The organism is Amycolatopsis stemonae, assembly GCF_054781455.1.
Genome location: NZ_BAAGUJ010000004.1, coordinates 569,736 through 595,505, shown reverse-complemented (window position 1 = coordinate 595,505; position 25,770 = coordinate 569,736). Strand labels below are relative to the sequence as shown.

Here is a 25,770-nt window from a genome sequence, read left to right as displayed (position 1 = left end):
CCTTGACGTGGCAACCCTTTTCCGCGTGAAGAAGCCTCAGCCGAGCAGCAGGCCGGGGTCGGTCTCCGGCGGGCCCGCGGGCCACCACGTCCCGCCCTCGCGCCGGTACGGGTGCCACCGGCCCCGGCGATCCAGTCGCAGCTGCACGTCCCCGGCCGTGCAGTGGTTGCGGTCGAACACCGGCTCCACGTCGGCGAGTGCGGCCCGCGCCGCGGCCAGCACGGGCTTCGGCGGCGTCCACGACGAGTCGAGCACCTCGAGGCCGTCACGCCCGCCGTACGTCCACGCCGCGACGGCTTGCTCGAAGCCGGTGCCTTCGCCCAGCCGCGACGCCACCGGCGGGAACTCCGCGGCCAGCCGGACCGCGTCGGCCCGCCGTCCCGGCCACGGCTCCCCCGCCAGCACCGCCCGGGCCCGCGCCGCCGCGTTGGCCGACAGCAGCGCGAACGCCTCCGCGGGCACGCCGGGCGCGGCCGGAACCGACGGCGCTCCCGACGGCCGGAACTCCGCCAGGTCCGGCAGTTCGCCGGGCGTGCGGTCGGTGACCTCGAGCTCGGCCCGCGGCGCGGTCCGGCTCTCCAGCTCCTCGCGGATCTCCCGCTCGCCCCTGCCCCGCATCAGCAACAGCACGAACGGGTCGGCGTCCAGCAGCCACGACGCCTGGAACGACAACGCGGCCGCGTGCTTGCACGGCAGCTCCCAGCCCGGGCAGTCGCACTCCGGATCGAGATCGCCGATCCCCGGCAGCAGGTGGACGCCGGCGTCGCCGGCCGCGGCCACCAGGTCGTGCGGCATGTCCCGGTCCAGCAGCGCCGCCAGGTGCCCGGCCCGCGACGCGACCCGGTCGAAGAACCGCGTCCAGTCCACTTCGGACAGCTCCGCCAGGCGCAGCTCGGTCCGGTACGGGCCGCCGTCGGCGTCGTCGACCACCGCCGCGATCCGGCCCGGGCTCACCGTGATCGGCCCGACCAGCCCCGCCGCCGCGTACCGGCGCCCGGCCTTGAGCTGACGCAGGTCCAGCGCGGTGTCCTCCATCGCGCTCAGCCACGCCCGGCCCCACCACGACGTCGCGAACCGCCCGCGGACGCCGCTGGGCCCGAACGCCGGGAACCCTCGCACGTCGCTCATCAGCGGCTCCTCAGCTCGACGAGCTCCGCGAGCTCGGTGTCCGACAGTTCCGTCAACGCCGCCTCGCCCCCGGCCAGGACCGCGTCGGCCAGGGCCCGCTTCTCCCGCAGCATGGCCGCGATCCGGTCCTCGACCGTCCCTTCGGCGACCAGCCGGTGCACCTGGACCGGTCGGGTCTGCCCGATCCGGTAGGCCCGGTCGGTCGCCTGGTCTTCGACCGCCGGGTTCCACCAGCGGTCGAAGTGCACGACGTGGTCCGCGCGCGTGAGGTTCAGCCCGGTGCCCGCCGCCTTGAGCGACAACAGGAACACCGGGACCTCGCCGTCCTGGAACCGCTGCACGAGGTCTTCGCGCCGGGCCACCGGGGTGCCGCCGTGCAGCAGCTGGGTGGGGATCCCGCGCGCGGCCAGGTGCTTCTCCAGCAGCCGGGCCATGGCGACGTACTGGGTGAACACCAGCACCGCGCCGTCTTCGGCGAGGATCGTGTCCAGCAGCTCGTCGAGCAGCTCGAGCTTGCCGGAGCGGCCGCCGGGTTCCTTGAGGTACTGCGCCGGGTGGTTGCAGATCTGCTTGAGCGCGGTCAGCAGCTTGACGATCCGGCCGCGCCGCGCCATCCCGTCGCTCGCGGCGATGTCGGCCATCATCTCGCGCACCACGGCCTCGTACAGCACCACCTGATCCGGGCTCAGCGCCACCGGCCGGTCCGTCTCGGTCTTCGCCGGCAGCTCCGGCGCGATTCCGGGGTCGGACTTGCGCCGCCGCAGCAGGAACGGCCGCAGCAACCGGGACAGCCGCTCGGCCGCGGCCGGATCGCCCGCCTCGATCGGCTTCGCCCACCGGGCCCGGAACTCGCTGAGCGAACCCAGCAGCCCCGGCGCCGACCAGTCGAGGATCGCCCACAGCTCCGAGAGCGTGTTCTCCACGGGCGTGCCGGTCAGCGCGACCCGCGCGGCCGCGGGCACCAGCCGCACCGCCTTCGCCGTGCCCGACCGGTGGTTCTTGACGTGCTGGGCCTCGTCGGCCACCAGCAGCCCCCACCGCACCTGCGCCAGCGGCGCGGGATCGGCGCGCAGCGTGCCGTAGGTGGTGAGCACGAACCCGTCGAGGTCCGCCAGCGACCGCGCACCGCCGTGGAAGCGCCGCACCGGCACGCCCGGAGCGAACCGGCGGATCTCGCGTTCCCAGTTGCCCAGCAACGACGCCGGGCACACCACCAGCGTCGGCCCGGACGCGCGATGCAGGTGCAGCGCGATCAGCGTGACCGTCTTGCCCAGCCCCATGTCGTCGGCGAGACAGCCACCGAGCCCGAGGCCGGTCACGGTGGCCAGCCACTGCAATCCGCGCAGCTGGTAGTCCCGCAGCGTCGCGGCCAGCCCGGCGGGCGGCGCCTGGGGTTCCGGCGGCGCGGACAGCCGTTCCCGCAGCCGCGCCAGCCAGCCCTCGGTGACGACCTCGACCGGCTCGCCGTCGACCTCGGTGGTCCCGGTCAGCACCGCGCCCAGCGCGTCGACCGGGGTCAACGGCTTCAACGTCCGCTCGCGTGCCTTCGCCGCCAATGCGGGGTCGACGAGCACCCAGCGGTCGCGCAGCCGCACCACCGGACGGCGGGCCTCGGCGAGCGCGTCCAGCTCCGCCTCGGTCAGCACCTGGCCGCCCAGGGCGAGCTGCCAGTCGAACGCCAGGGCCCGCCCACCGCCGAAGAACGACGGCAGGTCACCCGGTGCGTCCCCGGCGTTCACGACCGCTCGCGCGGTCAGCGACCCGGCGAGCTCCGCCGGCCAGTGCACATCGATCCCCACCGCCGCCAGCCGCGGCGCCGCGGCCGCGACCAGCTCGGTGACGTCGTCCTCGCCCAGCGCCAGCTCGTCCGGCACGGCCGAGGTGAGCAGCGGGCCCAACGCCGGCCACACCTGCGCACCGCGGCGCAGGGCCAGCACGACGTCGATGCGGGCCCGCGGCCCGAACCGGCCCGTCTCCCACAGCTCGGCCGCGTCGGCGATCCCGGCATCACCGTGCACCTGCACCACGGCGTGGAACCGGCCCGCGTCGAAGCCGTCCGGCGCCTCGATCCGCAGCGACACCCGGATCCCCGAGTCGAGCCCGGCTGCCAGTTCGTCGGCCCAGTCGCGCAGGGACTCCGCCCGCTGGGGTGCGACGGCGGCGAACAACCGCGTCCCGGCCGCCTTCACCGCGGCGGGCGTGCGGGGCAGCGTGTCGGCGACGGCGTCGAGGAACGTCCGCAGCAACGGCCCCGGCGCGCGCACGTCCGCCGGCATCGCCGCCGCGAGGTCCCGCAGCCACGCGGCTTCGGCCGGGGCCAGCGGCCCGACTCGCCAAGCGTCGTAACCGCCCTCGGTGACCCCGGGCAGCAGCCGTCCCGCGGCGACGAGCTTCAACGCGGCCTGTGCCGCGGTCGCCCAGAACGCGTCGGCGCCGCCGAGCAGTTCCGGCAGTCCGTCCACAAGGGACAGCTCACGGCCGTCGATGACCAGGCGTCCCGCCCGCGGCGGCTCACCCGGGTGGAAGTCGACGTTCAGTTCCCCAGCCTCCCGTATCGGCGCACGGACAACGGCACGAACACCGCGAGCAGCACCAGCGGCCACACCACCGCCATGAGCACCGGGTGCGTGCTCACCCAGGACTCCCCGCCCGCGCCCGGGTTGCTGAACAGCACCCGCGTCGCTGTCACCGTGGAGGACAACGGGTTCCACTCCGCCACGGTTCCCAGCCACGCCGGCATGGTCGCGGTCGCCACGAACGCGCTGGAGAGGAACCCGAACGGGAACTCCAGCGTCTGCGCGAGCGTCACCATCGACGGATCGGTGGTCAGCAGGCCCAGGTAGATCCCCGCCCACACCAGGGCCGTGCGCAGCAGGAGCAGCAACCCGAACGCCGCGAGCGTCTCGGCCAGGCTGCCGTGCGGGCGCCAGCCGACGGCGAACCCGCAGCCCAGCAGCACCGCCAGCGCGAGCACCGCGTTGAGCAGGTCCGCGGCCACCCGGCCGGTGAGCACCGCCGAGGGCGCCATCGGCAGGGAGCGGAACCGGTCGGTGACGCCCTTGGCCGCGTCGTCCAGCACCGCGATCATCGTGCCCGACAACCCGAACGCCATGGTCATCGCGAACATCCCGGGCATCAGGAACTCGCGGTAGGACCCGCCGCCCGGCACGGTCATCCCGCCGCCGAGCAGGTAGGCGAAGATCAGCACCATCAGGATCGGGAACGCCACCACCGTGGCCAGCCGCGCCGGGCGCCGCGCCAGCTGCGCGAGGTAGCGCTGGGTCAGCGTCCAGCCGTCCTCGAGGGCCCACCTCATCGCGGTACCCCCGTCAGCTCCAGGAACACCTCGTCGAGCGTCGGGTGCCGCAACGCCACGTCGGCGAACGACAGCCCGGTCGCCGCCAGCTCGCGCACCGCGTCCGCCAGCATCGGCGGCTCGGCCGGCGCGCTGACCCGCAGCTCCTCGCGGACCGGCTCGCCCCCGGTGACCCGGGCCAGCAACGCCGTTGCCGCGGGGACGACGTCGGGGTCGGTCAGCACCAGCTCGATCCGGGTCGCCCCGAGTGAGCCCTTCAGCTCGGCCGGGGTGCCTTCGGCGATCACGCGGCCGTGTTCCACCAGGGAGATGCGGTCGGCCAGCCGGTCGGCCTCCTCCAGGTACTGCGTCGTGAGCAGCACGGTCGTGCCGTCGGCGACCAGCGACCGCACCGCCCGCCAGACCTCGGTGCGGCTGCGCGGATCGAGGCCGGTGGTCGGCTCGTCGAGGAACAGCACCCGCGGCGCGGCCAGCAGCGACGCCGCGAGGTCCAGCCGCCGACGCATCCCGCCCGAGTACGCCGAAACCGGCTTCGCCCCGGTGTCCACGAGCCCGAACCGCTCGAGCAGGTCGTCGGCGCGGCGCACGGCTTCACGCCGGCCCAGGTGGTGCAGCCGGCCGAACAACACCAGGTTCTGCCGCCCGGACAACAGCTCGTCGACGGCGGCCTGCTGCCCGACCAGCCCGATCGAGGACCGCACTTTTGCTGGCTCAGCGGCGACGTCGAAGCCGGCCACCCGCGCGAGGCCCCCGTCGTGACGCAGCAGGGTGGAGAGCACGCGGACCGCCGTCGTCTTGCCCGCGCCGTTGGGTCCCAGCAGGCCGTGCAGCGACCCGGCCGGGACGGAGAGATCGAACCCATCGAGGGCGTACGCGTCGCCGTAGCGCTTGCGAAGTCCCTCGGCGTGGATCTGCGGAGTCATCAAGCCCCTTAACTCTGTACTGTGTACGAAGAAGAGGTTAGCACAACTCTGTACGACGTACGAGAATCGAGTGGACAGAATGAGCGGCGTGCGCACGGAGGACAACGACAGCGGCGACCCGAAGCGGACGATCGAGCTGCTCTGGGGCGTCTCCGGCCCCCCGAAACGCGGCCCGAAACCGAAGCTGACCACGGCCGACGTCGTCCGCGCCGCCGTGGCGCTCGCCGACACCGACACCATCGAGGCCGTCACCATCCGCGGCGTCGCCGACCAGCTCGGCGTCTCCCCCATGTCGCTCTACACCTACGTGCCCGGCCGCGCCGAACTGCTGGACCTGATGATCGACCACGTCCACGGCGAGCTGCCGGCCCCCGAGCCCGGCCTCGGCTGGCGCGCCGCGCTCACCGCGATCGCCGACGAGCTGTGGGCCCTGTTCCACCGCCACCCGTGGCTGCTGCAGGTCACCACCAGCCGGTCGGCGCTCGGCCCGCACAGCTTCGCCAAGTACGAGCACGAGCTGCGCGCGGTCGACGGCATCGGGCTCGACGACGTCGAGATGGACGCCGCCGTCGGCCTCGTCACCGGCCTGGTCCGGACCACCGCGCGCAGCTCGATCGACGCCGCCCGCCTGGTCCGCGCCAGCGGCATGACCGACGCGGTGTGGTGGGAACGCGCCGCGCCGGTCCTGGCCGGTATCCCGGCCGCCGACGCGGCGCACTACCCGATCGCCTCGCGCGTCGGCCAGGCCGCGGGTGAGGCCCACAACGCCGCGGAAGACCCCGCCTACACCTTCCGCTTCGGCCTCGCCCGCGTCCTCGACGGCATCGAGGCGCTCGTGTCAGAGCGTCAGAAGTAGCCGCGCCGGACGCCACGTCCCGCCGTCGGGTGCCCGCGGCACGTCACCCGCGAGCGCCAGGTCTGGGAACCGGGCGAACAACGCCGACAGGGCGACCTCCGTCTCCACCCGCGCGATCGACGCGCCCAGGCAGAAGTGCGGGCCGTGCGAGAACCCCAGCTGGGCCGGTCCCGAGCGAATCACGTCCAGGCGGCCGGCGTCGGGGAACACGCGCGGATCGCGATCGGCGGCCACCATCGCCGCCGTCACCCGCTCGCCTTCGCGGATCAGCTCACCGTCGATCTTGACGTCCTCCCGCGCGAACCGCGGCGTGGTCAGCAGCTGCGGGCTGCAGAAGCGCATCAGCTCCTCGACCGCCCCCGGCCACCACCCGGGGTCCGCCCGCAGCAGCTCGAGCTGGTCCGGGTGCCGCAGCAGGGCTTCGACGGCGTTGGCGATGAGGTTCACCGGCGTCTGCCCGGCCAGCACGAGGTGCCAGACCAGGGTGACCAGCTCGGTGTCGGTGAGCCGGTCACCGTCCTGGGCGTGCACGAGGTCGCCGATCAGGTCGTCGCCCGGGTCGGCCCGGCTGCGCGCGACCGCCGCCTTCGCGCCCTCGATGATCGCCGGGATCGCCGCCGCGAAGTCCGGACCGGCGCCGCCCGCGACCGCGGCGCCGTACTCACGCCACTGGGGCCGGTCGGCCTCGGGAATGCCCGCCAGCTCGCAGATGACGTCCATCGGCAGCGGCCGCGCGAAGTGCGGGACGAGGTCCACGACGCCGTCTTCGGCGTGCGCGGGCAGCTCGTCGAGCAGCCGTTCGGTGAGCGCGACCAGCCGCGGCCGCAGCTGTGCGGCGCGCTTCGGGGTGAACGCCGGGGCCACCAGGCGGCGCAGCCGCAGGTGCTCGGGCCCGTCGCGCTCGGCCATCGTGCGCAGGTACTCCAGGCAGTGCTCGGGGATGCCCGGCGGCCTCAGGAAGCTTTCCGCGCGGACCTCGAACCGCGGGTCGGCCAGCATCGCGCGAGCCTCGGCGTAGCGGGTCAGCGCCCAGAACGGGCCGAAGCCGGGGATCACCAGCTTGGCCACCGCGCTCTCCTCGCGGGCGCGGTCGTAGGCGGTGAACGGGTCGGTGAGGACCGCGAAGTCGGTCAGGTCGATCTCGGGGGTCATGGGCCACTCCAGATGTTCACATCAGATGTTCTAATCATCTCAGTGGTCACGGTATCTTGGCTCGCGACGCCACGGCAAGGAGGACGATGGTCAGGCTCAGCAGGGCGGAGACCCAGGAACGCAACCGCGCGAAGGTCCTCGCCGCCGCCCGCGACGAGTTCGCCGGACGGGGGTTCCGCGAGGCCAAGATCGACGTCATCGCCGAACGCGCCGAGCTCACCCGCGGCGCGGTCTACTCCAACTTCCCCGGAAAACGAGCCCTCTACTTCGCGGTCCTGGCCGACCTCGCCGAACGCGCGCCCCGGCCCGCCACCCCGCCGCCGGATCCGGCCGCGGCCGATGTCCTGGCCGCGTTCGCCCGCGCCTGGGTCGCCCGGCTGCCGCTCTCCACCGACAGCGACAGCCCCGAAGCCCGCCTCGGCCGCGACCTGCTGCCCGAGATCCTCGCCGACGAGCACACCCGCCGCCCGTACGCGCAGCTCATGCGCGTCAACGCGATCCTGCTCGGGCTCGCCCTCGAACGCCGCCGCCCCGGCCGGCGCCTGGTCCGCGTCGCCGAAGCCGCCCTCACGACACTCTCGGGCGCGAGCCAGCTCGCCGCGGCCGCGCCCGGCTTCGGCGAGCCGTTCCACGTCGTCACCGCCTGCGCGGCCCTGCTCGACCTGGATCTGAGCGACGACTGGCCCGGCGTCCCGCCGATCACCTCGCAGGCCCGGCCCGTCGACGAGCCGTGGACCCCGCCGCCCGCGACCGACCTGCTCACCGGCGGCACCGTGCGTCCCGGCGACGGCGTCGTCACCGTCCTGGGCCTGCACCGCGCCTCCGCCTTCGAAGAAGCCGTCCGCGCCGGCGCCGACGTCACCGCCGTGCTCGTCACCAGCGACCCCGGCGAGCTCGCCCCGCTGGCGAGGCTCGCCGTCGCCGACCTGCGCGGCTGCCTCGACCAGGCCATCGCCCCACCGGTCCGGCCGCGGCTGCGGATCGTCTGCGACGCCACCGGAGCACTCGCCGCGGCGGCCGGCGTCACCGCGGTCAGCGACGCCACCGAGACCGCCATCCGCGTCGAAGGCGGCCGGATCGTCGCGCGTGCCGAGGGGTTCGGGGCCTGCCACGCCGCGGCTGTCGGTTTCGGCCCCGGCCGTTCGTCGGGCGGGTGAACCGGCGGGAGGAGGAGCGGGTGGTGGACGTCGAGACCGTGGTCGCGGAGGCGTTCCGGGAGGAGTGGGGCCAGGTCGTGGCCACGCTCATCCGGATCACCGGCGACTGGGACCTCGCCGAAGAGTGCGCGCAGGAGGCGTTCGCGCTGGCCCTGCGCACCTGGCCCCGCGACGGCGTTCCGGCGCGGCCCGGCGCCTGGCTCACCACCACCGCCCGCAACCGCGCCACCGACCGGCTCCGCCGCGACGCCCTCGGCGCCGCCAAGCTGCAGGAGGCCGGCCGCATGCACGTCCCCGAAGAACCACCCGAGGACGACAGCGGTGTCACCGACGACCGGCTGCGGCTCATCTTCACCTGCTGCCACCCGGCACTGGCCACCGAAGCCCAGGTCGCGCTCGCCCTGCGCACGTTGTCCGGGCTGTCGACCGCCGAGATCGCCCGCGCCTTCCTCGTCCCGGAAGCCACCATGTCCCAACGGCTCGTGCGGGTGAAACGCAAGATCCGCAACGCCGGCATCCCCTACCGCGTCCCGCCCGCGCACCTGCTGCCCGAACGCACCGCCGCCGTCCTCGGCGTGCTCTACCTGACCTTCAACGAGGGCTACTCCGCCAGCGCCGGCCCCGGCCTGCTGCGCCCCGACCTCGCCGCCGAAGCCGTCCGGCTCGCCCGCGTCCTGGCCCACCTGATGCCCGACGAGCCCGAAGTCCTCGGCCTGCTCGCCCTCATGCTCCTGCAGCACGCCCGCCGCGAGACCCGCACCGACGACGGACAGCTCGTCCCGCTCGAGGAACAGGACCGCACCCGCTGGGACGCCGCCGAAATCGCCGAAGGCACCCAGGTGCTGGAGACCGCGCTGCGGCGGCGCAGTCCCGGGCCGTACCAGATCCAGGCCGCCATCGCCGCCTGCCACGCGACCGCCGCCCGGGCCGCCGACACCGACTGGGCCCAGATCGCCGGCCTCTACGGCGAACTGCGCAAGTACCTGCCCAGCGCGGTCGTCGAGCTCAACCGGGCCGTCGCGGTCGGCATGGCCGACGGGCCGCTCGCCGGGCTCGCCCTGCTCGACGAGCTGACGATGGACGGCTACCACCTGCTCCCGGCCACCCGCGCCGACTTCCTCCGCCGGCTCGGCCGCCACGCCGAAGCCGCCGAGTGGTACGCGAAAGCCCGCGACCTCGCGCCCACCGAAGCCGAGCGCGCCTACCTCACGCGAAGAATTTCCGAAGGGGTGTCGGTCCCGGGCGAACCCGTTCGTCGGTCGGTCGAACCACGATCACCGGAGGAGCGCCCATGACCACCCTCGCCGTACCCGGCGCCCGGCTCACCTACGACGTCACCGGCAGCGGTCCCGTCCTGCTGCTGGTCCCCGGCGGCCCCGCCGACGCCGCCGTCTTCACCCACATCCGGACCGTCCTGGCCCAAGACCACACCGTCGTCACCTACGACCCGCGCGGCCTCGGCCGCAGCCCCCTCGACGGCGAACCGGGCGACGACGTCGTGCGCGAGCACGCCGACGACGTGCACCGCCTGCTCACCGAGGTCGGCCCCGCCGACGTCTTCGCCAACAGCGGAGGCGCCATCACGATGCTCGACCTCGTCCCGCGCCACCCCGGCGACGTCCGCACGGTCGTGCTGCACGAGCCGCCGGTCACCCGCTACCTGCCCGCCGGCGCCCTCGACGGCCCGGACATCCCGGCGGTCTTCCGCGACCAGGGCATCGACGCCGCCTTCGCCGCGTTCATGGCCCTCGTGGGTGTCGAACCCGCGCCCCCGCTCGACCCCCGCGGCCACGGCAACTTCACCTACTTCTTCCGCCACCTGATGGCCGCCACCGGCGCCTACGAACCCGATCTCGACGCGCTCAAGGCGACCTCGGCGCGGCTCGTCGTCGCCGTCGGCGAGAAGTCCGCCGGGTCCACGGCCCACGAAACCGCCCTCGGGCTCGCCGGCGGCCTCGGCCTCACCCCGGTGGAGTTCCCGGGCGACCACGGCGGGTTCGCCACCGAGCCCGAACCCTTCGCCGCGCGCCTGCGCGAAGTCCTGGAAGGACACTGACGTGCGCTACCTCCTGCTCATCGCCGGCGACGAGACCGCCGAAGACCACCAGTACGACGGCTGCGACGGCTGGGGCGAAGACCTGGCCCGCCGCGGCAAGATCCACGGCGGAGGCGGCCTGCGCCCGCCGTCGGAAGCCACCACGATCCGCGTCCGCGACGGCGAAGTCCTGCTCACCGACGGGCCGTTCACCGAAGCCAAGGAACAGGTCGGCGGCTACGTCCTCATCGAGTGCGACGACCTCGACGAAGCCGTGGAGATCGCGGCCCAGCACCCCGCCGCGACCTACGGCAGTATCGAAGTCCGCCCCGTCTTCGTCCCGGAGGAACCCTGATGCCGTCCATCGTGGACCGACCCGCCCAGCGGTACGTCGCCGAGCGCGCCACCCTCGGCATCGAGGAGTTCCCGCGCATCGCCGACCGGCTGCCCCCGCTCATCGGCACCCTCGCCGGCCATGGGATCGTCCCGGCCGGCGCGCCGTTCTTCCGCTACCGCGTGCTGCACCCCGGCATGCGCTTCACCGTCGAAGCCGGCGTCCCGATCGACGCCGCCTTCACCCCGGACGAACCGGCCTTCCCCGGCGAAGTCCCGGCCGGCAAGTACGTCCTCGAGACCTACGTCGGCGCCCCCGACGGCCTGGCCGCCGCGACCGAAGCGGTTCTGGCCTGGGGCGCCGCCGAGGGCGTCACGTGGGACGTCACCGAAGGCCCCGACGGCGAGGAGTGGGGCGGGCGCCTGGAAGTGCTGCGCACCAACCCCCTCGACGTCCCGGACCCCGCCCAGTGGGTCACCGACCTGCTCTTCCGCGTCGCCGGCTGACTCAGTTCCGGGTGAGCACGGCCGCCACCAGACAGCCGAACCCGGCCGTGCTCACCACGGCACGCACGACGTTCCAGCGCACCCACACCGTCTCGAACGCCGCCCGCACCGCCGCGTAGTCGTCGCCGCCCCTGTCCAGCGCGTTGTTCAGCGGGATGTTGACCACCCCGGTGATCACGACCATCGCCAGCAGGAACACGAACCCCGCGATCACCCACGGCAGCGACCGCGACCCCAGGTGGAAGAACACCGCGACGGCCGCCAGCAGCGGCGCGCCCAGGAACGTCAGCATGAAGACCGGGTTCACGATCGCGACGTTGATCCCGCGCATCGCCTCCACGAACGTCTTGTCGTCGCCCCGCCCGATCCCCGGCATCACCGAGCACGCGTAGGCGTAGAACAACCCCGCGACCAACCCGGCCGCGACCAGCGCGGCCACCAGCACCACCGTCGACATCGGTCTCTCCCTCCTCGTCACCGGGCCCAGACCCCGGTCGCCGCCGCGTCCCGCGCGAAGGCGGCGAAGTCCGTCGCGGGGCGCCCCAGCACCCGCGCCACGTCGCCGGTCACCGACTCGTTGCGCCCGTCGAGCACCCGCGCGAACAGCTCCGTCAGCGCCCCGACCTCTTCCGCGGGCACGCCGTACGCCACCGCCGCGGCCGCGTACTCCGCCCCGGAAACCGGAACATAGCGAACATTTCGCCCCGATGCGGCCAAGATCTCCGCGGCAGCGTCGGCGAAACTCAGCAGCCGCGGACCGGTCAGCTCGTACAACTCACCGGTGTGACCGGGCTCGGTGAGCACCTTCACCGCGACGTCGGCGATGTCGCGGACGTCGATGAACGGCTCGGTCACGGTGCCCGCCGGCAGCGCGATCTCCCCGCCGAGCACGGCGTCCAGGAGGAAGTGCTCGCTGAAGTTCTGGGCGAACCAGCTGCAGCGCAGGACCGTCCAGCCGGTGCCGGCGTCCCGGACGATCCGCTCGCACGCCTCGGCGTCCTCCTCACCGCGCCCGGACAGCAGCACGAGATGCTGAACTCCCCGCGCCACCGCGAGTTCGGCGAACGCGCGGATGTCGGCCGCCGCCTCGGGCACCACCAGATCGGGGTAGTAGGTCAGGTACACGGCGTCGACGCCCTTCAGCACCGGCGCCCAGGTCTCGCGATCGGCCCAGTCGAACGGCGGTGTCCCGCGCCGGGACGTCGTCCGCACCGGCAGGTCCCGCTCCCGCAGCCGGTCCGCCACGCGCCGCCCGGTCTTGCCCGTGCCGCCCACCACCAAGAAGTTCGTTGTCATGGCACTGAGTCAACCGGCACCCCGTAAGACTCTCCATAGTTCAAAGCCTCGATCGCATGTTTCAGCGTCTACACTCAGGGCCATGGACCCGCTCGCCGCGCTGCTCGACGGACCCCGCGCCCACGGCGCGTTCCTGCTGCGCTCGGTCATGACCCCGCCGTGGTCGTTGCGCATCGAGGACCACGCGCCGCTGACCGTCGTGTCGGTAGTGCGCGGCGAAGCGTGGATCGTGCCCGACGCGGGCGAAGCGGTGCTGCTGAGCGAAGGAGACGTCGCGATCGCTCGCGGCCCGGCCCCGTACCTGGTCGCCGACCACCCGTCGACGCCACCACAAGCCGTCATCCTGCCCGGCCAGGAATGCCGGACACCCGACGGCGGCCACCTCACCGCGTACGCCGATCTCGGCGTGCGGACCTGGGGCACGGGTGGCCCGGTCGACCTGCTGACCGGCACCTACGGCATGGAAGGCGAGATCAGCAAGAAGCTCCTGGCCGCGCTGCCGGCGCTGATCGTCCTGCGCGCGGCCGACTGGCCGACGCCGCTGGTCGGGCTGCTGGCCGCCGAGATCAACCGGGACGTCCCCGGCCAGGAAGCGGTCCTCGACCGGCTGCTGGACCTGCTGCTGATCGCCGCGCTGCGCGCGTGGTTCGACCGGCCCGGCACCAGCGCGCCCGCCTGGTACCGCGCCCACGACGACCCGGTCGTCGGGCAGGCGCTGCGGCTGCTGCAGCACCAGCCCGCCGAGCCGTGGACGGTCGCCAAGCTCGCCGCGAACACCGGTGTCTCGCGGGCGGCACTGGCCCGGCGGTTCGCGGTCACGGTCGGCGAGACCCCGATGGCCTACCTCGCCGGCTGGCGCCTCGCCCTCGCCGCGGACCTGCTGCGCCAGCAGCCGGACGCCACCATCGCCGCGGTCGCCCGCCAGGTCGGCTACGGCAGCGCGTTCGCGCTCAGCGCGGCCTTCAAACGCGAGTTCGGCGTCAGCCCCCAGCAGTACCGGACGGCGTGAGCGTGGTCGTCACTTCAGCTCGTCGCCGAGCTTGTCCAGCCAGTCACCCGTGCCCTGCTCGCGCCACTCCGGTTTCTCGGCGCCGTCGAGGAACGTGTCCTGCTCGGTGAGGACCAGCCGGGTGCCGTCGCCCTCCGGCACCAGTTCCACCGTGGTGATGGAAACGGTCGCGAGCGCACCACGGCCGGTGAGCGTGGAGGAGTAGACGATCCGCTGCTCCGGCACGATCTCGTGGTAGGTCGACACGAGGTTCAGTGCACCGCCGTCGGGGGTGAGGCCGTCGAGGGTTTCCCGGCCGCCGACGCGGAAGTCCAGCTCGTGCGACCCCTCGGACACGAACCACCGGTCCTTCGCGACCGGGTCCGCCCAAGCGGCGAACACGCGCGCGGCCGGGACGGGATAGGTCCGTTCCAGCGTGAAAGTCGAGTGCTTGACGGTCATTCCGTGCTCCCTTCCGAGGTGCCGGGCCCGGCGAGGAAGTCGCCGAGCCGGTCGAGCCTGCCCTCCCACGTGGTGCGCTGCCGTCCCAGCCAGTGTTCGCCGGCGCGCAGCACGTCCGGCTCGATCCGGCAGGTGCGGACGCGGCCGACCTTCTCCGACCGCACGATGCCGGCGGATTCCAGCACCTGCAGGTGCTGGACGACGGCGGCGAGCGACATGGTCAGCGGTTCGGCCAGCTCGCTGACCGACGCGGGCCCGCGCACGAGCCGTTCCACCAGCGCCCGCCGCGTCCGGTCCCCGAGGGCCCGGAACACCAGGTCCAGCTCATGGTCAAGCATGTACTTAAGTTATGTCGAGCCGTCATGATAGTCAAGTAACTACTTAAGCATTGCCGCGACATCCTCGGGCACACTCGTGTCGGCCTCCCGCAGGACGGCCAAGACCCTGGTCAGCGCGCGTTCGGCGTTGTCGGCACGCCCGGCGGACGCGCGGAGCTCGGCGCCGAGGTGCGTGGTGGTCTCGTGCATCGACCGGATGGTCTGCTCGTGACCCGCCTGCAGCTCGGCCAGGCGCCGGTCCGCGTCCGCCCGGGCTTGACCGAGGGCGGACTGGTGAGCAGCAGCTGCCTTGGTCAGCTCTTCGCGGGCTACTTCGAGGCGCGCGTCGAGCGCCTGCGCACGTGCTTCGGCCGCGTCGAGGCGGCCCGACATCACCTCGGCCTGGGCCTCTGCCGCCTCAGTCCGCGCGGCGGCTTGGCGACGCTCGTCCTCGATGGCCGTTCGTGCGGCCGCGAGTTCGGCGGTCAGGGTGGCGATCGTCGCGGCGCGTTCACCGGCGAGAGCGGCCGCGGCGTCGGCCCGTTCGGCCACGCGGACCAGCTCGTCCCGGACTGCCGCCAGCTGCCCTTCGGCGCGTTGCTGCTCCTGCTGGGCAGCCCGGCGGGCGGCGCGATCCTCGTCCCGCTCACGCAGTGCCGCGGCTTTCTCCTGCTCGGCGGCTTTGGCCGCGCGGACCGCCTCATCGGCGTCCTCTCGGGCCTGGGTTGCGACGGCCTCGGCACGGCCGCGCTGCCGGCGGTGCTCATCGGCCTCGGCGAGGGCCGCGTCCCGTTCGGCCAGTGCGGTGGCCGTGGTGGCTTCGAGCTGGTGGCGCAGGGTCGTGAGCGTCTCGACGAGCCCGCGGGCGGGGTCGAGCACCCGGTCGACCTGGCCGGCGAGCGCGGTGACGGCCGTGTCGTCCAGCTCGGTGTCGCTCTCCCGCAGCGACTCGGCGTCCGAAAGCACGGCTTCGGCGTCACGGCAGGAGAGGTTCCGGCGGCCCCAGGTCTTCCCGTCCTGGCAGAACCGCGCCCGGCTCCCCCGGCCCACAGCGGGTGGCAGCGGCGCCCCACAGCGCCGGTACTCGCAAATCCGGGCCTGACCAGCGTCTTCCGTCATGATCAGGACCCTAACACAGCTTCTAATCAGAACTAGGAAGAGCTGTTCAAAATCAAAAGAAACCTGATAGCCCTCTTGGGTTTGGATAAGGTCACATATCCCAACCCAGAATGGCCTAGGACGGGCTCATGCGGATTCAGGGCTTGCGAAAACTGGGTACCCCTCAGAACGTCAACCACGGGTTGACGAACGAGGGTCCGCCCGATCAGTTGGGCGCTTGAATCTTCTGAGCCGCCGCCCACGACGCCAACAGCGCCAGACCGTCCGAAGACGGCGTGCCGACCGGCGCCGTGTAGACGTTCAGAAGAAGGCCGGAGTCGGCAGGCAGATCCATCGACTCGACGTCCAGGTCGAGCCGCCCCACCACCGGGTGGTGCAGCCGCTTGCGACCGGACCGGTGGAGCCGGACGTCCTGGGACGCCCACCGCTTCCGGAACAGCTCACTGCGCGTCGACAGTTCGCCGACCAGGGCGAACAGCTCCTCGTCGTGCGGAGTGCGGCCGGCTTCCATGCGGAGTTTCGCGGCCACGTCGCCGACGATGCGGTCGTAGTCGACGAAGAACGACCGTGCCGCCTCGGGATTCAGGTACACGAACCGCGCGGTGTTCGCCTGTCCTCGTGCGTCGGCCAGCATCGGTGAGTACAGCGCGCGGGCGAGGTGGTTGGTGGCCAGCACGTCATAGCGGCCGTTGCAGATCCACGCCGGTGCATCGGTGATGGCGTCAAGGACCTGCCGAAGCGCCGGACGCACCGTCGCGGCGGTCCGGCGGCGTGGGCCGCCGGACCGCCGCGCGAGGTGGACGAGGTGGTCACGTTCGGCCTCGTCCAGGTGCAAGGCCGAGGCCACCGCGTCCAGGACCCCGTCGGAGGCGCCGGCGAGGCCGCCGCGCTCCATGCGCACGTAGTAGTCGACCGAGATCCCGGCCAGGAGAGCGACCTCGTCCCGACGCAGACCTTTGACCCGGCGGTTGCCGCCGTACGCGGGCAGCCCGGCCCGCTCAGGTGCGATCCGCGCGCGGCGCGAGCTCAGGAACTCCTTGATCTCGGTGCGCAGGTCGATCTTGGTCACCTCCTCACCCTAGGTCCGGTCCGCGGGCGCAGGGAGGTTCTGCCGGTACCCCTATGTCCCGGTCGCGGTCGTGGCGATGCCGCCGTCGACCGGGATGATCGTGCCCGTGAGGTACGCCCCGGCCCGGGCGGCGAGGAACACGGCGATCCCCGCCATGTCGTCGTCGCGGCCGAGCCGGCGCAGCGGGGCCTTCGCCGCGATCGTGTCGCCGATGGCGTCGAGCGTGGCCGCCATCATCTGCGACGGGAACGGTCCGGGGGCCACCGCGTTCACCGTGACGTGCTGGGGGCCCAGTTCCCTGGCGAGCACCCTGGTGAGCTGGTGCAGCGCCGCTTTGCTGGCGGCGTAGGAGTAGTTGGGTGACTCGGCGACGTGGATGGCGGCGATGCTGCCGATGTTGATGATCCGTGCGGGATCGTCGGCCGTGCCCGCCCTGCGCAGCGCCGGGAGCAGCGCCTGGACCAGCCAGAACGGCGACTTGAGGTTGAGGTCGACCACCGCGTCCCAGGCCTCGGCCGGGAACGTCTCCAGCGGCTCGCGCCACATCGCTCCCGCGTTGTTGACGAGGATGTCCAGGTGGTCCGACTCGGCCTTGACGAGATCGGCGAGACGCCGGCACTCGTCGTGGTCGGACAGGTCGGCGGGGATCGCCTGGACGTCGCCGAATTCGGAGAGGTGTTCCTGGGCTTCCGCGCACGCGTCCGCCTTGCGTGAGCAGACGATGACGCGGGCACCCGCCTGCAGCAGGCCGCGCGCGATCATCACTCCGATGCCCCTGGTTCCGCCGGTGACAAGGGCGCGTTTCCCGCGCAGATCGAAGAGGTCCGCGTGGGTGGTGAACGGGTTTTCCGCCATGGGTTTTCGTTCTTTCTGCCGGGGAATTCCCCACCAGGCTGGCAGCCGTTCCGGACGTCGGGGAGACCCTGGTGATCCAGGTACCGCGGGAGCCCCCACGAACGTCAGCGCCGGGCGAGCTTCCGCTCCAGAAAGGCCTTCTCGGCGGCATTGTGGGTCAGCTCGATCGCCGCGGTGTACGCAGCCACGGCGTCCTCGGCCCGGCCGAGCCGGTCCAGAAGGTCCGCGCGGATCGCGTGGAAGAGCGGGAAACGCGGCAGATCCAGGGCTTCCACCAGGGCCAGCGCGGGAGCGGGACCGTCGACTTCGGCGACCGCGACCGCGCGGTTGAGCGCCACCACCGGCGTCGGCGCCACGGCCAGGAGCTGGTCGTAGAGCGCTTTGACCTGGGACCAGTCCGTGGGCGCGTCGCTGTGGACGGCCTGGATCGCCGCCTGGATCTGGTACGGGCCCGGCTGGTTGCGGCGCAGGCACCCGCGGACGATCTCCTGGCCTTCGGCGACCAGGTCCGCGTCCCACCCGGCCGGGTCCTGGTCGGCCAGCAAGACCAGGTCGCCGGACGCGGTGGTGCGGGTCGCGCGGCGGGCGTCGATCAGCAGCATCAGGGCCAGCAGGCCCCGCACCTCCGGCTCGTCGGGCATCAGCCCGGCCAGCGCGCGGGTCAGCCGGATCGCCTCGCGGCACAGGTCGTCGCGGACCAGGTCCTCCCCCGCGCTCGCCGCGTAGCCCTCGTTGAAGATCAGGTACAGCACGCCGAGCACCGCCGACAGCCGCGCCGGCAGGTCGGCGTCCTGCGGGACGCGGTACGGGATGCCCGCGTCGCGGATCTTGTTCTTCGCCCGGACGATCCGCTGGGCCATCGTCGGTTCGGCGACCAGGAACGCGCCGGCGATCTCCGCGGTCGTCAGGCCGCCGAGCAGCCGCAGGGTCAGTGCGACCTGGCCGGCCCGTGCGAGGGCGGGGTGGCAGCAGGTGAAGATCAGCCGGAGCCGTTCGTCGGGCACGGCGCCCTCCTCGACGGGCTCGACCGCGTCGTTCACCGAAGTGGCCTGGAGCAACGCCGCCTGGGCGTGCTTGTCCTCGCGCGCGGCCTCACGGCGGAGACGGTCGATGGCGCGGTTGCGCGCGGTGGTGATGATCCAGCCGGCCGGGCTCGGCGGCTGCCCGGCTCCCGGCCACCGCCGGACCGCCTCGGCGAACGCGTCCTGCACGGCTTCCTCGGCGACGTCGATGCTGCCGAAGACCCGCACGAGCACCGACACGGCACGGCCGTACTCCGCGGTGAAGACCTCTTCGACGCTCATCCGGCGAACGGCCGCACCTCGACCGGCAGCGGTGCGACGGCGTCGGCGAGGCGGCTGCCCCACGCGATCGCCGCGTCGAGATCGGGCGCGGTGATGATGGTGAACCCGCCGAGGTGTTCCTTGCCTTCGGCGAAGGGCCCGTCGGTGACGAGGGTGTCGCCGTTGTCGGCCCGCAGCACGGTGGCGGTGGCCGGCGGGTGCAGCCCACCGGCGAACACCCAGGCCCCGGCGGCCTTCAGGTCGGCGTTGAGGGCGTCGAGCTTCTTCACCACGCCGTCGAGCACTTCGGGCGGCGGGGTCGGGCCGTCGGGCTGGTAGATGCTGAGCAGGTACTGCTTCACAGCGGCTCCTTTCGCGGGTTCACCCTTCATACGAACGGCTCCCGGCCGGATCGACAGCATCATCCCGTAACCTCGGCGCGTGCCCGAGCTCGAACCGGTGATCGACACCGCCCTCAGCCCGGCGGACCGGCTCGCCCTGCTCGACCAGGCCGCCGCGCGGCACGTCGAGGGGCAACGGCCGCCCAACACCCTCAAGGCCTACGCCCAGGACTGGCAGGTGTGGCAGGACTACACCGCCGAGGCCGGGATCCCGCCGCTGTCGGCGTCCGTCGGGGCGCTGACCGGGTTCGTCGTGTGGCTCGAGCGCGGCCGGACCCTGCGTCCGGACGAGCGCGCGGTGCCCGAGGTGCCGGAACGGGCCGCGCCGGCCGCGCCGTCGACGATCGAGCGGCGGCTCACCGGTGCCCTCGCCGGGCTGCGGCACCACAAGGTCGTCGTCGATCCCGAAGCGAGCCGTGCCGCGTGGCGGGCCCTCAAGGGCTACCGGCAACGGCTGGCGCGCGAGGGGATCCAGCGCGGCCGGGGCAAGGCCACCATGGTCACCCTCGCCGACCTGCGCGCGATGTCGCGGGCCTGCCCGGACACCCTGTCCGGTGCCCGCGACCGGGCGATGCTGCTCATCGGGTTCCCCATCGCCGCCCGGTGCTCCGACCTGGCGAACCTGCTGGTCACCGACGTCGAGCCGGTCGACGATCGCGGGCTCCGCGTGACGGTCCGGCACGGCAAGAGCACCGGCGACATGGTCGTCCCGCGGCGCGAGAACGCCGACACCGACCCGGTGCGGGCCTGGCACGCGTGGCGCTCGGGGGCGGGGATCGCCGAGGGGCCCGCGTTCCGGCGGGTCGACCGGCACGGCAACGTCGGCGCGCCCGCGCTGACCACGACCGGCGTCAACCAGATCCTCACCCGCGCCGGGACACGGGCGGGCCTGCCGTACCCGGTGACCGGGCACTCGCTGCGGTCCGGGTTCGCCACCGAAGCCCGTCGCGCCGGCGCGGACGACGTCGCCATCGCCGACCAGGGGCGCTGGGTGCGCGGCAGCCGGGCGCTCTACGAGTACATCCGCCGGGTCGACCAGTGGGACGACAACGCGGCGGGCGTGCTCGACCTCTGAGTCACCGGCTCAGCCGAGCCTTCGTGGCGCCGACGACCTCGCCGTCGAGCCGGGCGAGCCAGCTGCCGCAGACGCAGCGCACGTAGTCGAGCCGGTGGGTGACGGCCTGGGCCGCGCTCGCCGGCAGTTCGGCGAGCGGCCAGCCGCAGCGGGGGCAACGGTTCCGGTCCATGCCCCGATCGTGGTGTAATGACTTAGTGCACTTCAACCCTTACGGCGGTCCGGCCGCGCTCGTGGCCGCCGACCTGGTGAACGCGGGCTCGGCGAGCGAGCTGCTCGACGGGATGGTCCGCAACGGCATGTCCATCGCGGCGCTCGCCGACGACGAAGCCACCCGCATCGGCGAGTGGGCCCGGCGGCTCGAGCCGGTGTTCGCGGCCGGCGCCGACGCGCGCCCGGCCCTGGTCAACGACCTGCTGGCCGAAGCGGCGTGCCGGCCGTACATCGCCACCCACGACGGCAAGCCGCCCCACCTGCACTACTCGGCCGAAGACGCCGGGCCGGTCGGCCGCGTCCGCGCCTTCACCGCGGGCGGGCTCGCCCACCTGGTGTGCGAAGCACCGGACCGCCTGGGGATCTGCGGCCGCGAAGGCTGCGAGACCGCGTACGTCGACACATCTCGCAACGGCCGCCGCCGGTTCTGCTCGACGCGCTGCGCGACCCGGGTCCACGTCGCCGACCACCGGGCCCGGCAGGTCACCGCCTAAAGCAGGGCGCGTACCGCGTCCGCGAACTCCGCGGGCGCCTCCTGCGGCACGTTGTGCCCGGCGTCCGGCACCACGCGGTGCTCGTACGGGCCGGTGAAGTACTCCCGGTCGCCGGCCGCACTCGGCCCGGCGATGCCGTCGGCACCGCTCTCCAGGACCACGGTCGGCACGGTGATCTCCGGCTCCGCCGCGATCAGCTCCTCCAGCCGGTCGTAACGCGGATCGCCCTCGGCCAGGCCGAAGCGGTGGCGGTAGGAGTGGATCACGACATCGACGAAGTCCGGGTTGTGCAGGCTCGGCGCGCTGGCCGGGAACGCCTCGGCCGCGCCGGCCCACGTCGGGGACCACGTGCGCCACAGCAGCTCGCACAGCTCGTCGCGGTGGCGTTCCAGGCCCCGGCGGCCGCGTTCGGAGTGGAAGTAGAACTGGTACCAGTAGGTCCGCTCCCACTCCGGCGGTGCCGGCTCGCCGGAGTAGGCGAGGTTCTGGACGTTGTAGCCGTCGACCGACACCAGCCCGCGCACCCGCTCCGGCCACAGCGCCGCGGCGATGCAGGCCGCGCGGCCGCCCCAGTCGAAGCCCGCGACGATGGCCTGCGGGATGTCGAGGGCGTCCAGGAAGTCGAGCAGGTCCTGGGCCAGCGCCGCCTGCTGGCCGGAGCGCGTCGTGTCCGCCGAGCGGAACCGCGTCCCGCCGAACCCGCGCAGGTACGGCACCAGTACGCGGGCCTCGGGCAGCCGCGCGGCGACGTCGTCGTAGCACCGGACGTCGTACGGGAACCCGTGCAGCAGGACCACCGGTACCCCGTCCGGTGCACCCGCCTCTTCGCCGGCTATGTCGAGCAGTGGCGTGGTCGTGGTGAAGCGCATGGGCGTGATCCTTCCACCCGGCGGCCCGCTTAGACTGCAGACATGAGCAAGCGCTTAGTGGTCTTGGGGGACTCGTTCACCGAAGGCGTCGGGGACGACGACCCGGCCGCCCCGAACGGCGTCCGCGGCTGGGCCGACCGCGTCGCCGAACAGCTCGCGGCGCACGAGCCGCAGTTCCGCTACGCCAACCTCGCCATCCGCGGCAAGCTGCTGCCGCAGGTGCTGGCCGAGCAGCTCGAGCCGGGACTCGCCCTGGGCCCGGACCTGGTGTCCCTCTACGCCGGCGGCAACGACCTCATGCGGCCCAAGGTCGACATCGACGCGCTGCTCGCCGACTACGAGACCGCCGTCGCCCGCGTCCGCGAGACCGGAGCCCGCCTGATCCTGTTCACCGGGGTCGACGGGGTCGAAGACCCGCTGTTCCGCGCGATCCGCGGCCGGGTGGCGATCTACAACGAACTGGTGCGCGGCATCGCCGCCCGCCACGGCGCGCTGCTGGTGGATCTGTGGTCGATGCGGCAGCTCTGCGACCGCCGGTTCTGGGCGGCCGACCGCCTGCACCTCAACTCGCTCGGGCACACCGAGGTCGCCATCGAGGTGCTGCGCGTCCTCGGCGTCGAGCACGGGCTGACGAACCCCGTGCCGGCGCCGCGCGAGGTGCTCAGCCCGGCCGAGCGCCGCAGCCAGAACCTGCAGTGGGCGCGGGAGCACGCGCTGCCGTGGGTGCGGCGGCGCGTCAAGGGCGAGTCGTCCGGGGACACGCTGGCCCCGAAGCGCCCGGCGCTGGAGCCGGTGGCCTCAGCGCCGCTCCCCCGCTGACGGGCGGAGGCCGTCGAAGAGGATCGACACCGCCCGGTCGCGCAGCCGTGCGTCCGGACCGGCGTATTCGGCGGCCTTGGCCACGCCGATGATGATCGTGATCAGCTCGCCGGGCACGAGGTCCTCGCGGACCGCGCCCACGGCCTGGGCCCGCGACAACAGGACACCGAGCGCCCGGAGCAGCCGGGCGCCGATGTCGGACTTCTCCTTCGGCATGGTGATCCCGGCGGCGGTCAGCGCCTCGAAGTAGGCGTTCTTCGCGCTGGACATCTCGATCCAGCTGGTGAGGAACGTGAAGAACGCGGCACCCGGGTCGGCGGACTCGGCCGCGGCGACCGACTCGGCTTCGTCGGCGAACCGGTGCAGCCGGGCAACCAGCACGGCTTCGAGCAGAGCTTCCTTCGTCGGGAAGTGCCGGAACACGGTGCCGATGCCGACGCCGGCGGCTCGGGCCACCTCCTCGGTGGGCGCTCCGGTGCCCTTGGCGGCGAACACGCTCTCGGCCGCGTCCAGCACGCGCGCCCGGTTGCGCCGGGCGTCCGCGCGCAGGGGTTTCGGATCGGTGCGATCAGGGGCGGCGGGGGTCACCTTCCGATCGTAACCGGGCCGGGTCGTCGAGGGTGTCCAGCAACCGGGCCAGTGCGCGTGGCACGTGGGAGCGCCAGCCGCCGCCCATGATCCGCCGTGAGACGCGCTGGAACTCGTCGTCCGGGTCGAACCCTTCGTGGCTGAGGAAGAGCCGGGTGCCGGTGCCCTCCGGCACCAGCCGCCAGGTGACCGTCCACTGCGGACCCCAGCGGATGCTCAGCTTGCGCTCGGGCTCGACCTCGAGGACCTCGCAGTCGACCGGGCCGCCGGCGAACCCGGCCGCCGGAACAGGCTCGGCCAAGAGGCGGAACCGGTGTCCCACCACGGGTTTGATGTCGTTGGGCATGCTGATCCAGCGCTCGAGCAGGTCGGGCTCGGTCAGCGCGCGCCACACCTTGCGGGCCGGGTGGGCGAGGAACTGGTCGACGTGGATCGCCGTCGGGTCGTCGCCGGTCATCGGTCGTCCTCTTCGTCGAGCAGGTCACGCAGGTTGGCCAGCTTGCTCCGCCAGAACCGCTCGTACGGCGTGAGCCAGTCGGCGACTTCTTCGAGCGGGGCCGCGTCGAGCCGGTAGACGCGGTGGCGGCCCTGCCGCTGTTCGGCGACCAGGCCGGCCTCCCGGAGCACCCGCAGGTGTTCCGAGAGGCTGGGCCGGGCCATCTCGAACCGCTCGGCGATCGCGCCGGCGGCCATCGGGCCGTCCAGCAGCAGCCGCAGGACCTCCCGCCGGGCCGGGCTGGCCAGGGCGGCGAACACGTCGTCGTTGACCGGCATCAGCGGGGCACGTTCCCGAAGTCCGTGGTGTGCCGCTGGTCGGTGAGGACCACGCCGGGCTGCGCGCCTTTCGGGGCGGCGTCGTGCAGGGTGAGGAATTGGACGTGGGTGATCGTCATGCCGCGACAATACGTAGGAGATCTCCTACATGTCAACGGGGCTGCCGAACCACCGTTCGAGCGCGGTCCGCAGCGCCTTCCGCTCGGTGTCGTCGGGCTCCTTCGCGTCGGACGCCCAGGCGACGTAGCCGTCCGGGCGGATCAGCAGCGCGGTCGCCTCCCCCGAGGCCTCGCCGCACACGGGGTCGACGCGGTCGGTCCAGCCGCGCAGCTCGGCGCCGAGCGCGCCGGTGAAGTCCAGCAGCAGCGGCCTGGCCGTCCTGGTCAGCTCGGCCAGGCGGGTACCGTCGGCCAGCACCAGGTCCGGGGCCCACCGGCCGTCGAGCGGGTGGCCGGTGCCCGGCTCGTACCGGACGTCGGCGCCGGACATCAGGTCGGCGATGTGCCCGACGACGTCCGGTTGCCGGAGCAGCTCGCCGAACAGCGTGCGCAGCGCCGTGACGTCCCGGCCGGGCGCGACCAGCGCGGACTGCGCCTGGGTGTGCATGACGACGCGCTCGGCGACCGGGCGGCGTTCGCTCTCGTAGGTGTCGAGCAGGCCGGCCGGGGCCCAGCCGTGCACCTCGGCGGCGAGCTTCCAGCCGAGGCCGACCGCGTCCTGCAGGCCGAGGTTCAGCCCGGGCCCGCCGATCGCGGAGTGGACGTGCGCCGCGTCGCCGACCAGCAGCACCCGGCCTTCGCGGAACCTGTCGGCCAGGCGGGTGTTGCGGCCGCGCAGCCGGCGCAGCAGGTGCGGCCCGTCGCCTTCCGGCGGCCCGATCGGCAGGTCGAAACCGAGCACGCGCTCGATACTGGCGCGCTGGTCGTCGAGTGTCATCGGAGGCTCGTCCACGGGCTCCTCGCCGTCGACCCATTCCGTGGTGGTGACAAGCGCCCCGGTCGGGAACGGCGCGTAGACGAACAGCCCGGTTTCGGTGCGGTAGTGGAAGAACGGCGGGATGACGCCGTGGCCGGGCACGTTCAAACCCCCGGACTGGGGGTCGACGAACTCAGCGGGGACGGTCGCGTGCGACGTGCGGGAAAGCGTCCGGTCCTCCGTGACGCCGGGGAAGCCGATCCCGGCGAGCTTGCGCGTGACGCTGCGGCCGCCGTCGGCGCCGACGAGGTACCGGGTGGTGAGCCGGCCCGGGCCGGCCGGGCCGGTGAAGTCGACGGTGACGGCGTCGGCGTCCTGGGTGAGGCCGGTGAGCTCGTGGCCGTGGCGGACCTCCACGCCGAGTTCGGCGGCGCGTTCGGCGAGCATCGCCGCGACACGCCGTTGCGGCACGCCGAGGATGGTGAGGGAGTTGTGCTCGGGCAGGGTCAGGTCGAGGCGCATGCCCCCGAAGACGAACGCGGGCACGGGCGGCCCGATCGGGCCCGCGAGGCGGTCGTGCAGGCCGCGGCGGTCGAGCAGCCGGACGACCTGGCCGACCAGGCCGTTGGCGCGGTTTTCCGCGGTCGGCTCGGGCAGCCGTTCGAGCACCAGCGGGCGGATGCCGGCCAGTGCGAGCTCGCAGGCGAGCATCAGGCCGTTGGGCCCGGCACCCGCGATGACGACGTCTTCCATGGCGGAACTCCTTGCGGTGGCAGAAAAAGGGCAGGACGAACCAGCCCTGCGGGTGCCGGGCGCCCCAGGGTTC

General features: G+C 73.2%; 30 protein-coding genes. 10 read left to right on the top strand and 20 right to left on the bottom strand.

The genetic code is table 11. The features are described 5' to 3' along the window. Positions 1–36: 36 nt before the first annotated feature. The 4 genes from ACYVLJ_RS18520 to ACYVLJ_RS18505 form a co-directional block, all read right to left on the bottom strand. Positions 37–1,128: an SWIM zinc finger family protein gene (locus ACYVLJ_RS18520; RefSeq protein ID WP_451972758.1), complete on the bottom strand. Its 1,092-nt coding sequence runs from the start codon at positions 1,126–1,128 to the stop codon at positions 37–39. Beyond that, positions 1,128–3,590, bottom strand: a complete 2,463-nt coding sequence (locus tag ACYVLJ_RS18515; protein ID WP_460439531.1) for a DEAD/DEAH box helicase — start codon at positions 3,588–3,590, stop codon at positions 1,128–1,130. The genes ACYVLJ_RS18520 and ACYVLJ_RS18515 overlap by 1 nt, the downstream gene beginning before the upstream one ends. 71 nt (positions 3,591–3,661) lie before the next feature. Further along, a complete protein-coding gene (locus tag ACYVLJ_RS18510) occupies positions 3,662–4,444 on the bottom strand; it encodes an ABC transporter permease (RefSeq protein ID WP_460439530.1) in 783 nt (260 codons plus the stop codon). Next, on the bottom strand, positions 4,441–5,367 hold the full coding sequence (locus ACYVLJ_RS18505; protein WP_460439529.1) for a DrrA family ABC transporter ATP-binding protein: 927 nt from the start codon (positions 5,365–5,367) through the stop codon (positions 4,441–4,443). Before ACYVLJ_RS18505 ends, ACYVLJ_RS18510 begins: the two co-directional genes overlap by 4 nt. Before the next feature lie 79 nt (positions 5,368–5,446). Between ACYVLJ_RS18505 and ACYVLJ_RS18500 the strand changes: the two genes are divergently transcribed. Beyond that, complete coding sequence (locus ACYVLJ_RS18500) at positions 5,447–6,223, top strand: TetR/AcrR family transcriptional regulator (protein ID WP_460439528.1); 777 nt, start codon at positions 5,447–5,449, stop codon at positions 6,221–6,223. Here ACYVLJ_RS18500 and ACYVLJ_RS18495 read toward each other — a convergent pair. Then, on the bottom strand, positions 6,206–7,375 hold the full coding sequence (locus tag ACYVLJ_RS18495; protein WP_460439527.1) for a cytochrome P450 family protein: 1,170 nt from the start codon (positions 7,373–7,375) through the stop codon (positions 6,206–6,208). The genes ACYVLJ_RS18500 and ACYVLJ_RS18495 overlap by 18 nt on opposite strands. An 86-nt stretch (positions 7,376–7,461) precedes the next feature. Here ACYVLJ_RS18495 and ACYVLJ_RS18490 point away from each other — a divergent pair, with 86 nt between their 5' ends. From ACYVLJ_RS18490 to ACYVLJ_RS18470, 5 genes are read left to right on the top strand one after another with little or no spacing between them, the layout of a single operon-like run. Next, entirely contained in the window at positions 7,462–8,532 is a 1,071-nt protein-coding gene (locus tag ACYVLJ_RS18490) for a TetR/AcrR family transcriptional regulator (protein ID WP_460439526.1), read from the top strand. Positions 8,533–8,555: 23 nt separating this feature from the next. Next, positions 8,556–9,827, top strand: a complete 1,272-nt coding sequence (locus ACYVLJ_RS18485; RefSeq protein ID WP_460439525.1) for an RNA polymerase sigma factor — start codon at positions 8,556–8,558, stop codon at positions 9,825–9,827. Beyond that, positions 9,824–10,588: an alpha/beta fold hydrolase gene (locus tag ACYVLJ_RS18480; protein WP_460439524.1), complete on the top strand. Its 765-nt coding sequence runs from the start codon at positions 9,824–9,826 to the stop codon at positions 10,586–10,588. The genes ACYVLJ_RS18485 and ACYVLJ_RS18480 overlap by 4 nt, the downstream gene beginning before the upstream one ends. Position 10,589: 1 nt before the next feature. Next, positions 10,590–10,922 (top strand): YciI family protein, encoded by a 333-nt coding sequence (locus ACYVLJ_RS18475; protein ID WP_451972776.1) that lies wholly within the window; start codon positions 10,590–10,592, stop codon positions 10,920–10,922. Further along, the gene (locus ACYVLJ_RS18470) at positions 10,922–11,407 is read left to right on the top strand and encodes an AraC family transcriptional regulator (protein WP_451972778.1); all 486 of its coding nucleotides are present in this window, start codon (positions 10,922–10,924) and stop codon (positions 11,405–11,407) included. The genes ACYVLJ_RS18475 and ACYVLJ_RS18470 overlap by 1 nt, the downstream gene beginning before the upstream one ends. Position 11,408: 1 nt before the next feature. Here the strand turns inward: ACYVLJ_RS18470 and ACYVLJ_RS18465 are convergent, their stop codons facing one another. Beyond that, the gene (locus tag ACYVLJ_RS18465; RefSeq protein WP_460439523.1) at positions 11,409–11,864 is read right to left on the bottom strand and encodes an anthrone oxygenase family protein; all 456 of its coding nucleotides are present in this window, start codon (positions 11,862–11,864) and stop codon (positions 11,409–11,411) included. Between the two features lie 17 nt (positions 11,865–11,881). After that, complete coding sequence (locus ACYVLJ_RS18460) at positions 11,882–12,703, bottom strand: NAD(P)H-binding protein (protein WP_460439522.1); 822 nt, start codon at positions 12,701–12,703, stop codon at positions 11,882–11,884. An 82-nt stretch (positions 12,704–12,785) separates the two neighbouring features. Here ACYVLJ_RS18460 and ACYVLJ_RS18455 point away from each other — a divergent pair, with 82 nt between their 5' ends. After that, positions 12,786–13,712 carry an AraC family transcriptional regulator gene (locus tag ACYVLJ_RS18455; protein ID WP_460439521.1) on the top strand — a complete coding sequence of 309 codons (927 nt, stop codon included), beginning with the start codon at positions 12,786–12,788 and terminating at the stop codon, positions 13,710–13,712. 9 nt (positions 13,713–13,721) lie between these two features. On the opposite strand, the gene ACYVLJ_RS18450 is transcribed toward ACYVLJ_RS18455, so the two are convergent. The 7 genes from ACYVLJ_RS18450 to ACYVLJ_RS18420 form a co-directional block, all read right to left on the bottom strand. Then, positions 13,722–14,153, bottom strand: a complete 432-nt coding sequence (locus ACYVLJ_RS18450; RefSeq protein WP_460439520.1) for an SRPBCC family protein — start codon at positions 14,151–14,153, stop codon at positions 13,722–13,724. Then, positions 14,150–14,491 carry an ArsR/SmtB family transcription factor gene (locus tag ACYVLJ_RS18445; protein WP_460439519.1) on the bottom strand — a complete coding sequence of 114 codons (342 nt, stop codon included), beginning with the start codon at positions 14,489–14,491 and terminating at the stop codon, positions 14,150–14,152. Before ACYVLJ_RS18445 ends, ACYVLJ_RS18450 begins: the two co-directional genes overlap by 4 nt. A 39-nt stretch (positions 14,492–14,530) precedes the next feature. Next, on the bottom strand, positions 14,531–15,589 hold the full coding sequence (locus ACYVLJ_RS18440) for a coiled-coil domain-containing protein (protein WP_460439518.1): 1,059 nt from the start codon (positions 15,587–15,589) through the stop codon (positions 14,531–14,533). 205 nt (positions 15,590–15,794) lie between these two features. Next, positions 15,795–16,658 (bottom strand): helix-turn-helix transcriptional regulator, encoded by an 864-nt coding sequence (locus tag ACYVLJ_RS18435; protein ID WP_460439517.1) that lies wholly within the window; start codon positions 16,656–16,658, stop codon positions 15,795–15,797. A 51-nt stretch (positions 16,659–16,709) separates the two neighbouring features. Next, positions 16,710–17,513 carry a Rossmann-fold NAD(P)-binding domain-containing protein gene (locus ACYVLJ_RS18430; protein WP_460439516.1) on the bottom strand — a complete coding sequence of 268 codons (804 nt, stop codon included), beginning with the start codon at positions 17,511–17,513 and terminating at the stop codon, positions 16,710–16,712. Between the two features lie 104 nt (positions 17,514–17,617). Beyond that, positions 17,618–18,817, bottom strand: a complete 1,200-nt coding sequence (locus tag ACYVLJ_RS18425; RefSeq protein WP_460439515.1) for an RNA polymerase sigma factor — start codon at positions 18,815–18,817, stop codon at positions 17,618–17,620. Further along, positions 18,814–19,158 (bottom strand): YciI family protein, encoded by a 345-nt coding sequence (locus ACYVLJ_RS18420; RefSeq protein WP_451972797.1) that lies wholly within the window; start codon positions 19,156–19,158, stop codon positions 18,814–18,816. Before ACYVLJ_RS18420 ends, ACYVLJ_RS18425 begins: the two co-directional genes overlap by 4 nt. Before the next feature lie 79 nt (positions 19,159–19,237). On the opposite strand from ACYVLJ_RS18420, the gene ACYVLJ_RS18415 reads away from it, so the two are divergent. After that, positions 19,238–20,272: a site-specific integrase gene (locus ACYVLJ_RS18415; RefSeq protein WP_451972799.1), complete on the top strand. Its 1,035-nt coding sequence runs from the start codon at positions 19,238–19,240 to the stop codon at positions 20,270–20,272. A 1-nt stretch (position 20,273) separates the two neighbouring features. Here ACYVLJ_RS18415 and ACYVLJ_RS18410 read toward each other — a convergent pair whose 3' ends face one another. Continuing rightward, positions 20,274–20,444, bottom strand: coding sequence for a hypothetical protein (locus ACYVLJ_RS18410; RefSeq protein ID WP_460439514.1), 171 nt, complete (start codon positions 20,442–20,444; stop codon positions 20,274–20,276). Between the two features lie 25 nt (positions 20,445–20,469). Here ACYVLJ_RS18410 and ACYVLJ_RS18405 point away from each other — a divergent pair, with 25 nt between their 5' ends. After that, positions 20,470–20,979, top strand: coding sequence for a CGNR zinc finger domain-containing protein (locus tag ACYVLJ_RS18405; RefSeq protein WP_460439513.1), 510 nt, complete (start codon positions 20,470–20,472; stop codon positions 20,977–20,979). On the opposite strand, the gene ACYVLJ_RS18400 is transcribed toward ACYVLJ_RS18405, so the two are convergent. After that, the gene (locus tag ACYVLJ_RS18400) at positions 20,976–21,848 is read right to left on the bottom strand and encodes an alpha/beta fold hydrolase (protein ID WP_460439512.1); all 873 of its coding nucleotides are present in this window, start codon (positions 21,846–21,848) and stop codon (positions 20,976–20,978) included. The genes ACYVLJ_RS18405 and ACYVLJ_RS18400 overlap by 4 nt on opposite strands. A 42-nt stretch (positions 21,849–21,890) precedes the next feature. On the opposite strand from ACYVLJ_RS18400, the gene ACYVLJ_RS18395 reads away from it, so the two are divergent. Continuing rightward, positions 21,891–22,667 (top strand): SGNH/GDSL hydrolase family protein, encoded by a 777-nt coding sequence (locus ACYVLJ_RS18395; RefSeq protein ID WP_460439511.1) that lies wholly within the window; start codon positions 21,891–21,893, stop codon positions 22,665–22,667. On the opposite strand, the gene ACYVLJ_RS18390 is transcribed toward ACYVLJ_RS18395, so the two are convergent. From ACYVLJ_RS18390 to ACYVLJ_RS18375, 4 genes are all read right to left on the bottom strand, one after another. Next, on the bottom strand, positions 22,647–23,255 hold the full coding sequence (locus ACYVLJ_RS18390) for a TetR/AcrR family transcriptional regulator (protein WP_460439510.1): 609 nt from the start codon (positions 23,253–23,255) through the stop codon (positions 22,647–22,649). The genes ACYVLJ_RS18395 and ACYVLJ_RS18390 overlap by 21 nt on opposite strands. Next, positions 23,236–23,712: an SRPBCC family protein gene (locus ACYVLJ_RS18385; RefSeq protein ID WP_460439509.1), complete on the bottom strand. Its 477-nt coding sequence runs from the start codon at positions 23,710–23,712 to the stop codon at positions 23,236–23,238. Before ACYVLJ_RS18385 ends, ACYVLJ_RS18390 begins: the two co-directional genes overlap by 20 nt. Further along, entirely contained in the window at positions 23,709–24,029 is a 321-nt protein-coding gene (locus tag ACYVLJ_RS18380; protein WP_460439508.1) for a metalloregulator ArsR/SmtB family transcription factor, read from the bottom strand. The genes ACYVLJ_RS18385 and ACYVLJ_RS18380 overlap by 4 nt, the downstream gene beginning before the upstream one ends. A 144-nt stretch (positions 24,030–24,173) precedes the next feature. Beyond that, positions 24,174–25,697, bottom strand: a complete 1,524-nt coding sequence (locus tag ACYVLJ_RS18375) for an FAD-dependent monooxygenase (RefSeq protein WP_460439507.1) — start codon at positions 25,695–25,697, stop codon at positions 24,174–24,176. Positions 25,698–25,770 lie beyond the last annotated feature (73 nt).